The sequence below is a fragment of the Ramlibacter sp. genome, from assembly GCF_028292805.1.
Classification (GTDB): domain Bacteria; phylum Pseudomonadota; class Gammaproteobacteria; order Burkholderiales; family Burkholderiaceae_C; genus Ramlibacter.
Window position 1 is genome coordinate 1 of sequence record NZ_JAQGLS010000200.1, and the last position, 7,732, is coordinate 7,732.

Below are 7,732 nucleotides of genomic sequence, written 5' to 3' on the forward strand. Positions count from 1 at the left end.
GGCAGCGACGCGCCGACGGACTTGGCCGCCCGCAACTGGTTCTTCGCCAGCACGCCGACGACCGCCAGCGCGACCAGCAGCGAAACGACGCCGAAGATGGGTCTCATCGCTTCCTCCTCCACCGCACGGGCCGACCAGCACGGCCGGCCGGCGAGCCCCCGGACGGCATCACTCCCACTCGATCGTGGCCGGCGGCTTGGACGACACGTCGTAGGTGACGCGGTTGATGCCGCGCACCTCGTTGATGATCCGGCCCGACACCTTCTTGAGCAGCGCATACGGCAGCTCCGCCCAATCGGCCGTCATGAAGTCGCTGGTCTGCACCGCCCGCAGCGCCACCACGTAGTCGTAGGTGCGGCCGTCGCCCATCACGCCGACGCTCTTGACCGGCAGGAACACGGTGAAGGCCTGGCTGGTCAGGTCGTACCAGCTCTTGCCGCTGGCCGGGTCGATGAAGCCGCGCAGCTCCTCGATGAAGATCGCGTCGGCGCGGCGCAAGAGGTCGGCGTACTCCTTCTTCACCTCGCCCAGGATCCGCACGCCCAGGCCCGGGCCGGGGAAGGGATGGCGGTAGACCATCTCGGGCGGCAGGCCCAGGGCCACGCCCAGCTCGCGCACTTCGTCCTTGAACAGGTCGCGCAGCGGCTCCAGCAACTTCAGCCCCAGCTGCTCGGGCAGGCCGCCCACGTTGTGGTGGCTCTTGATGGTGACGGCCTTCTTGTTCTTGCCGCCGCCGGACTCGATCACGTCCGGATAGATCGTGCCCTGGGCCAGCCAGGCCACGTGGCGCGAATGGGTCTCCTTGATCGTCGCCGCCTCCGCCTTGAAGACGTCGACGAACAGGCCGCCGATGATCTTGCGCTTGGCCTCCGGCTCGCTGACGCCGGCCAGCTTGCCCAGGAACAGGTCGGCCGCGTCCACCCGGATCACCTTGGCGTGCAACTTGCCGGCGAACATGTCCATCACCATGTCGCCCTCGTGCAGCCGCATCAGGCCGTGGTCGACGAACACGCAGGTCAGCTGGTCGCCGATGGCGCGGTGGATCAACGCCGCCGCCACCGAGGAATCGACGCCGCCGGACAGCCCGAGGATCACTTCCTCGTCGCCGACCTGCTGGCGGATGGCTTCCACCGCTTCGGCGACGTGGTCGCGCATCACCCAGTCTGGCGCCGCCCGGCAGATGCCCAGCACGAAGCGCTCGATGATCGCCCTGCCCTGGGCGGTGTGCGTGACTTCGGGGTGGAACTGCAGGGCGTAGAAGCGGCGCGCCTCGTCGGCCATGCCGGCGATCGCGCAGCCGTCGGTCGACGCCATCAGCTTGAAGCCGGGCGGCAGCTCCACCACCTTGTCGCCGTGCGACATCCAGGCATTGAGCATGCCGTGGCCTTCGGCCGTGGTGAAGTCGGCGATGTCGCGCAGCAGCTCGGTGTGGCCGCGCGCGCGCACGGCGGCAAAGCCGAACTCGCGCTGGTGGCCGCCCTCGACCTTGCCACCGAGCTGGTGCGCCATGGTCTGCATGCCGTAGCAGATGCCCAGCACCGGCACGCCAAGCTCGAACACCGCCTGCGGCGCCTTGTCGGTGCTGTCTTCGTAGACGCTGGCGTGGCTGCCCGAGAGGATCACGCCCTTGAGCCGGCCGTCGGCCGCGTACTGGCGCACCCATTCGTCGCTGACGTCGCAAGGATGGACTTCGGAAAAGACGTGCGCCTCGCGCACGCGACGGGCGATCAGCTGCGTGACCTGGGAGCCGAAGTCGAGGATGAGGATCTTGTCGTGTTGCATGGAGTCAGGCCAGGTCGGTGATGACGGGATGATCGAGTTGCAGGCAGGCGCGTCGCAGGCCGCGGTCCATGGTGACCAGCGGTGCCTTCAGATCGATCGCGACCTTCAGGTAGGAGGCGTCGCAGGGGGTGAGTTGCAGCGACTGCGCCCAGTTCCAGAATTCCAAGGGCGAGACACGGGTGGGCGCCAGCGACACCGGCAGCCGGCTCAGAAGGCGCAGCACGTGCTGGTGGGCGCTGGGTGTGAAACGGCCGCGCGCCAGCGCCTTGCCGGCGGCATGCAGCGCTTCCAGCGGGAAGATGGAGGCGCTGGTGGCACTCTCCTCCTGCGTCATGACGCGGATCAGCGCTTGCGAGACCTTGTCGCCGCCTTCGTCGGGAAAGGCCCAGCTGGCGAAGGCCGATGCGTCAACCACCAGCATGGGGGGCCTTCGGGCGATCGGTCCAGGCGTCGCCGCGGCCGTCGCGCTCGCGCTTGTGATCTTCCCACAGCTGCTCGAAGCCGGGTTCGGCGCGGCCGACCTTGGCACGCAGCGCCTCGAGTTCCGCCACGATGGCTTGCCGGCGCGCTTCGATGCTGGGTTGCTCCGACTCGGGCTCCTTGATCAGGCGGATCACCCGCTTGCCATGGCGCGTGAGCACGACTTCCTCGCCCTGCTCCACGGCACGGATCAACTCGGAGAGCTGGCTCTTGGCTTGGTGGATGGGAATGGTCTGCATTTATGGCCCGAATTAGGGAAATCTGACCAGAATGTTAGGCCAAGCCAGGAAAAAAGGCCAGAACATTCTGGCCTTTTTCCAAAAGCCGGAAGGCTTCAATCCGCCCGGTAGTTCGGCGCTTCCTTGCTGATCTGCACGTCGTGCACATGGCTCTCGCGCATGCCCGCCGCCGTGATCTGCACGAATTCGGCCTTGCTGCGCATTTCCTCGATGCTGCCGCAGCCGCAGTAGCCCATGGCCGCGCGCACACCGCCCGCCATCTGGTAGACGATGGACACCAGCGAGCCTTTGTACGGCACCCGGCCCTCGATGCCTTCTGGCACCAGCTTGTCGGCGTTGGGGTTGCCGCTGGTGGCTTCCTGGAAGTAGCGGTCGGCGCTGCCTTGCTGCATGGCGCCGATCGAGCCCATGCCGCGGTAGCTCTTGTAGCTGCGGCCCTGGTACAGCACGATTTCGCCCGGCGCTTCCTCGGTGCCGGCGAACATGCCGCCCATCATCACGGTGCTGGCGCCGGCCGCGATGGCCTTGGCGATGTCGCCGGAGTAGCGGATTCCGCCGTCGGCGATCAATGGCACGCCGGTGCCGGCCAGCGCGGTGGCGACGTTGTCGATGGCCGTGATCTGCGGCACGCCGACCCCGGCCACGATGCGCGTGGTGCAGATGGAGCCCGGGCCGATGCCGACCTTGACCGCATCGGCGCCGGCTTCGACCAGCGCCAGGGCGGCGGCGCCGGTGGCGATGTTGCCGCCGATGACTTCGATCTGCGGATAGTTGCGCTTGACCCAGCGCACGCGCTCGATCACGCCCTTGCTGTGGCCGTGCGCCGTGTCGACCACGATCACGTCGACGCCAGCCTTGGCCAGGGCTTCGACCCGCTCCTCGGTGCCCTCGCCCACACCGACGGCGGCGCCCACGCGCAGCCGACCGGCGGAGTCGCGGGCGGCGTTGGGAAAGCTGGTCTGCTTGGTGATGTCCTTGACGGTGATCAGGCCCTTGAGCTCGAAGATGTCGTTGATCACCAGCAGCCGCTCGAGCTTGAACTTGTTCAGCAGCGCCTTGGCCTCCGCGGCGCTGGTGCCTTCGCTGACCGTGACCAGCTTCTCGCGCGGGGTCATGATCTCGCTGACCGGCACGTCGTAGCGCGTCTCGAAGCGCAGGTCGCGGCCGGTGACGATGCCCACCACCTTGCCGCCATCGAGCACCGGAAAGCCGGAGATCCCCAACTGTTCCTGCATGGCGATCACCTGGCGCACCGTGTGCTGCGGCGTGATCACCACGGGATCGCGCAGGACGCCGGACTCGTAGCGCTTGACGCGCGCGACTTCCGCGGCTTGCTGCTGCGCAGTGAGGTTCTTGTGGACGATGCCGATGCCGCCCTCCTGGGCGATCGAGATCGCCAGACGGGCTTCCGTCACGGTGTCCATGGCGGCGGACACCAGCGGCAGGTTCAGCTGGATGTTGCGCGACAGGCGAGTCGCGAGCGAAGTGTCCTTGGGCAGGACCTGGGAGAACGCCGGCACCAGCAACACGTCGTCGAAGGTGAGCGCTTTTCCGAGGAGGCGCATGTCGGGGGCTTCCAAAAGACGGATTGTACCCGCGTGGAATTTCGCACGTCCGGCCGTGCCGCGGCGCGTTGCACCCTGGATTTGCCCTAAGGCACGCGCCCACGGCCGGGCTACACTGGATCGATGAAAGCGCTCCGCCTCACCCTGCTGGCCCTGGCCTGCTCCGCTCCCCTGATCGCCGGCGCCCAGACCTGGCAATGGCGCGACGACGCTGGCCGCAAGGTGTTCAGCGATACGCCGCCGCCGGCCAGCGTGCCGGCCAGCCGCATCCTGCGCCAGCCGGGACAACGCCCCGGTGCGGCCGACGCCCAGGCCCAGGCCCAGGCCACCGAATCGCCGGCCGTCGCCGCCATGGCGGCATCGGCCCCCAAGGCTGCCGCTTCGCGCCCCAGCGGCAAGGACCAGGCACTGGAAGAGGCCAGGAAGCAGGCCGAAGCCGTCGAAGCGGCCAGGAAGAAGGCCGAGGAGGCCAAGCTGGCCCAGGCGCAGTCCGACAACTGCCGCCGCGCGCGCAGCGGCAAGGCCGACCTGACCTCCGGCATCCGCATCGCCCGCGCCAATGCCAAGGGCGAGCGCGAGATCATGGACGACAAGGCCCGCGACCTTGAAATCAAGCACCTCGATTCGGTGATCGCGCGCGACTGCAGGGCGCCCGGCCTGGCCGCCCAGGCCGCTCAGTAACCCTGCTTGGCGCCCGGCCGCTGCCTGGCGAACAGGCCGACCGCGCGCGCGCCCTGCTTGCGAAAGCGCTCGCGCCGCGCCACCTTCGGGTCCACCAGCAGGCCGCGGCAGATCTCCACCCGGTCCTGCTCGCGCAGCACCCGCCCCCAGTCGCAGCGCCGGCCCCACAGGCCCGGCTCGCAGCCAGCCAGGTCCAGCTGCGCACAGGCCTGCGCCAGCCCGCTGGCCAGCACTGCCTGGCGCACCGTGGCCCCGGCGGGCAGCTCCAGCGCCCATTCGAGCACTTCACGCGGAGCTGGCGAATACGCCACCGTCACGTGCACCATGCCGGTCTCAGGCATAGACCTGCTCGGCGCGCTTGACGAAAGCGTCCACCAGACTGCCGGCAATGCGGTCGAACACCGGCCCCACCAGCGCGGCCAGCGCGCCGCTCTTGAAGCCGTAGTGCATTTCCAGGGACACCTTGCAGGCGCGCTGCCCGCCGTCGCCCAGCGGCGCGAACTTCCAGCTGCCATCGAGGTTGGAGAACGGCCCGTCGACCAGTTTCATGCGCACTTCGCGGCCCGCCAGGTGGGTGTTGCGGGTGGTGAAAGTCTGGCGGATACCGCCGATGGAGATGCCCACCTCCGCCTTCATTCCGTCGGGCTCCAGCGCCAGCACCGCGGCATGGTCGCACCAGGGCAGGAACTCCGGATAGCGGGCCACGTCGGTGACGAGCGCGAACATCTCTTCCGGCGTGTACCAGATGAGGACAGATTTGTGAACGTTTTTCATGGAGAATGCGAGGCCCGGCGGCATTGTAGAGAGAGCGGCCAGTACCCACCTGTAGGCAATGACGCAAAAGAAAGATAACGCAAGCCGGATCGCCGACAACAAAAAGGCCGCATACAACTACTTCTTCGAGGAGCGGTTCGAGGCGGGGATCGTGCTCGAAGGCTGGGAAGTCAAGGCGCTGCGCGCTGGCAAGGTGCAGCTGACCGACGGCTACGTTGTCATCCGCGAAGGCGAGCTGTTCCTGATCGGCTGCCAGATCAATCCGCTCAACACGGCTTCGACGCACGTGCGGCCCGACTCGGTGCGCACCAAGAAGCTGCTGCTGAAGAAGGACGAGATCAAGCGCCTGATCGGCAAGGTGGAGCAAAAGGGCTACACGCTGGTGCCGATCCAGCTGTACTGGAAAGGCGGCCACGTGAAGGCCGAGATCGCGCTGGCCAAAGGCAAGGCCGAGCACGACAAGCGCGACACCATCAAGGACCGCGAAGGCAAGCGCGAAGTGGAACGCGCCATGAAGGAACGCCACAAATAGGCGATTTCGCGGCGCTGGAATCAACCGGCCAGCGCCGCCGTTCATGGGTGCAGGGACCGTTGCCTGGCCTGGAGCCCGCCACGCGCCATCGCGCCCTTGCCCGCCACGGTGTCCGATGCCGTGGACGTCGGCCCCGGCGGCATGACGCTTTGCACCTTCGACCGCGACGAAATGGGCTTTCGGCAAGTCGGTCTGCAACGGCCAGTGCGCCATCAACCGGCCGCCGCTGATGGCGAGCCTGGGCGACAACCCGTCCGGCGGCTGGACGGTCGTCAACCGCGCCGATGGCCCGCCAGTGGGCCTTGCGCGGCAAGCCGGTGTCCTATTGGGTGCGCGACAGCAAGCCCGGCGAGCGCAGCGGCGACGGCTTCAACAACGTCTGGCGGCGGGTCTGGCCCTGAGCCGCACCCGCCCGCGGCTGCGCTCGCTGGAGCGCGCCTGCGCCCGCTGGCACCTGTGGGCGGCCGGCAGCGACCTGCGGGCCTGGCTGTTGACGCTGATGCACAACCTGTTCGTCGATGCGTCCCGCCGCTCGGCGCGGCAGCACGGGCAGCGGGTCGACCGCGACGGCGTCGCTGGCGAACTGGTCGCGCGGCCCGCCGGTGCCGACAAGGCGCTGGAGCTGCAACGCTGCCTGCTGCGCCTGCCCGAGGAACAGCGCGAGGTGCTGCTACTGGTGACGCTGCAGGACCTGGCGTATGCGCAGGTGGCGCGGATCACCGCGGTGCCGCTCGGCACCGTGATGTCGCGCCTGCCGCGCGCCCGGCGCCGTTTGCACGCCCTGATGCAAGGGCGAGCGCGGCTTTGGCTATGCGCTCGCGGGCAAGCTGCCGCGGCAGCGGCTGCTTGGGCTGGCGGAGTCGGTGGACCGGCAGCTGTGAACCGGGAAAGGATCAGCCCAGGGGGCGCAACGGATGCGCATGCGCCGGCCAGGGGCTGGCGAAGAACGCATCCACCATCGCCTGCGTGACGTCCTCGATCCGAGCCGGATTCCACCTGGGCGCCTGGTCCTTGTCGACCACCAGCGCGCGGATGCCTTCCATCGTTTCGCTGGCCGTGCCCGGGCGCAGGTGGAACGCATGACGCACCAGGCCGCGCTCCAGCCGCAGTTCGTCGGCCAGCGACATTCCCCGCGCCTGGCGGATCAGCCGCAGGCTCACGTGCAGCATCAGCGGCGAGCGCTTGCGCAGCACGGCCGCCGTGTCGGCGGCCCAGGCCGAAGCGTCCGCCTCCAGCGCGGCGACGATCGCCGCCACCGACGGCAGCGAGAAGATCCGCGCGATGTCGCCCGCGCGCCCGGCGAGCTCGCCGCGCAGCGGATCCGGCGGGCTGTCGGCGAAGCGCCGGCGCAGCTCCCGCACCCAGGCGAGGCCGCCCTCGGCGCCCAGCCGCTGCCACACGCCTTCGAGTTCGGCCGCCGGCAGCAAGCCATCGGCCAGGCCCGCAACCCGCGCGTCGTTGCCGCCGACCAGGCGGCCGGTCAGGCCCAGGTACTCGCCCATGCCAGGCGGGCACAGGTGCGCCAGGAACCAGCCGCCGCCGACATCCGGGAACAGGCCGATGTTGGTCTCGGGCATCGCCATCTTCGTGCGCTCGGTGACCACCCGCAGGCTGGCGCCAGCGCCGTGGCCGGAGATGCCCATGCCGCCGCCCATCACGATGCCGTCCATGAAGACGAC

At 68.9% G+C, this 7,732-nt stretch carries 11 protein-coding genes; 4 read left to right on the top strand and 7 right to left on the bottom strand.

Annotated features, from left to right (window positions below; all coding sequences use genetic code 11):
- Positions 1–168: 168 nt before the first annotated feature.
- The 4 genes from guaA to guaB form a co-directional block, all read right to left on the bottom strand.
- Positions 169–1,782, bottom strand: coding sequence for a glutamine-hydrolyzing GMP synthase (gene guaA, locus JWP65_RS12395; RefSeq protein ID WP_299764131.1), 1,614 nt, complete (start codon positions 1,780–1,782; stop codon positions 169–171).
- Positions 1,783–1,786: 4 nt separating this feature from the next.
- Positions 1,787–2,203 carry a type II toxin-antitoxin system VapC family toxin gene (locus JWP65_RS12400; protein WP_299764133.1) on the bottom strand — a complete coding sequence of 139 codons (417 nt, stop codon included), beginning with the start codon at positions 2,201–2,203 and terminating at the stop codon, positions 1,787–1,789.
- Positions 2,190–2,501, bottom strand: a complete 312-nt coding sequence (locus JWP65_RS12405; protein ID WP_299764135.1) for a type II toxin-antitoxin system Phd/YefM family antitoxin — start codon at positions 2,499–2,501, stop codon at positions 2,190–2,192. Before JWP65_RS12405 ends, JWP65_RS12400 begins: the two co-directional genes overlap by 14 nt.
- 95 nt (positions 2,502–2,596) lie before the next feature.
- Positions 2,597–4,066 (bottom strand): IMP dehydrogenase, encoded by a 1,470-nt coding sequence (gene guaB, locus JWP65_RS12410; RefSeq protein ID WP_299764137.1) that lies wholly within the window; start codon positions 4,064–4,066, stop codon positions 2,597–2,599.
- A 123-nt stretch (positions 4,067–4,189) separates the two neighbouring features.
- Between guaB and JWP65_RS12415 the strand changes: the two genes are divergently transcribed.
- Entirely contained in the window at positions 4,190–4,747 is a 558-nt protein-coding gene (locus JWP65_RS12415) for a DUF4124 domain-containing protein (RefSeq protein ID WP_299764138.1), read from the top strand.
- On the opposite strand, the gene JWP65_RS12420 is transcribed toward JWP65_RS12415, so the two are convergent.
- Together JWP65_RS12420 and JWP65_RS12425 are read right to left on the bottom strand one after the other, a co-directional pair.
- The gene (locus tag JWP65_RS12420; RefSeq protein ID WP_299764140.1) at positions 4,741–5,088 is read right to left on the bottom strand and encodes an RnfH family protein; all 348 of its coding nucleotides are present in this window, start codon (positions 5,086–5,088) and stop codon (positions 4,741–4,743) included. The genes JWP65_RS12415 and JWP65_RS12420 overlap by 7 nt on opposite strands.
- The gene (locus tag JWP65_RS12425; RefSeq protein WP_299764142.1) at positions 5,081–5,521 is read right to left on the bottom strand and encodes a type II toxin-antitoxin system RatA family toxin; all 441 of its coding nucleotides are present in this window, start codon (positions 5,519–5,521) and stop codon (positions 5,081–5,083) included. Before JWP65_RS12425 ends, JWP65_RS12420 begins: the two co-directional genes overlap by 8 nt.
- Before the next feature lie 58 nt (positions 5,522–5,579).
- Between JWP65_RS12425 and smpB the strand changes: the two genes are divergently transcribed.
- From smpB to JWP65_RS12440, 3 genes are all read left to right on the top strand, one after another.
- On the top strand, positions 5,580–6,053 hold the full coding sequence (smpB, locus tag JWP65_RS12430) for an SsrA-binding protein SmpB (protein WP_299764143.1): 474 nt from the start codon (positions 5,580–5,582) through the stop codon (positions 6,051–6,053).
- Between the two features lie 284 nt (positions 6,054–6,337).
- Positions 6,338–6,454, top strand: coding sequence for a hypothetical protein (locus JWP65_RS20155; RefSeq protein ID WP_367280504.1), 117 nt, complete (start codon positions 6,338–6,340; stop codon positions 6,452–6,454).
- Positions 6,433–7,023 carry a sigma factor-like helix-turn-helix DNA-binding protein gene (locus JWP65_RS12440; RefSeq protein WP_367280505.1) on the top strand — a complete coding sequence of 197 codons (591 nt, stop codon included), beginning with the start codon at positions 6,433–6,435 and terminating at the stop codon, positions 7,021–7,023. Before JWP65_RS20155 ends, JWP65_RS12440 begins: the two co-directional genes overlap by 22 nt.
- Here the strand turns inward: JWP65_RS12440 and JWP65_RS12445 are convergent.
- The coding region (locus JWP65_RS12445; RefSeq protein ID WP_299764146.1) for an enoyl-CoA hydratase/isomerase family protein at positions 6,947–7,732 on the bottom strand (786 nt) is incomplete at its 5' end. The genes JWP65_RS12440 and JWP65_RS12445 overlap by 77 nt on opposite strands.

Bases quoted from the DNA above. Each gene is read 5' to 3' on its own strand.
- JWP65_RS12425 (WP_299764142.1), bottom strand. From the start codon at position 5,521: ATGAAAAACGTTCACAAATCTGTCCTCATCTGGTACACGCCGGAAGAG.
- JWP65_RS12415 (WP_299764138.1), top strand. From the start codon at position 4,190: ATGAAAGCGCTCCGCCTCACCCTGCTGGCCCTGGCCTGCTCCGCTCCC.
- JWP65_RS20155 (WP_367280504.1), top strand. From the start codon at position 6,338: ATGGCCCGCCAGTGGGCCTTGCGCGGCAAGCCGGTGTCCTATTGGGTG.
- guaB (WP_299764137.1), bottom strand. From the start codon at position 4,066: ATGCGCCTCCTCGGAAAAGCGCTCACCTTCGACGACGTGTTGCTGGTG.
- smpB (WP_299764143.1), top strand. From the start codon at position 5,580: ATGACGCAAAAGAAAGATAACGCAAGCCGGATCGCCGACAACAAAAAG.
- JWP65_RS12400 (WP_299764133.1), bottom strand. From the start codon at position 2,203: ATGCTGGTGGTTGACGCATCGGCCTTCGCCAGCTGGGCCTTTCCCGAC.
- guaA (WP_299764131.1), bottom strand. From the start codon at position 1,782: ATGCAACACGACAAGATCCTCATCCTCGACTTCGGCTCCCAGGTCACG.
- JWP65_RS12420 (WP_299764140.1), bottom strand. From the start codon at position 5,088: ATGCCTGAGACCGGCATGGTGCACGTGACGGTGGCGTATTCGCCAGCT.
- JWP65_RS12405 (WP_299764135.1), bottom strand. From the start codon at position 2,501: ATGCAGACCATTCCCATCCACCAAGCCAAGAGCCAGCTCTCCGAGTTG.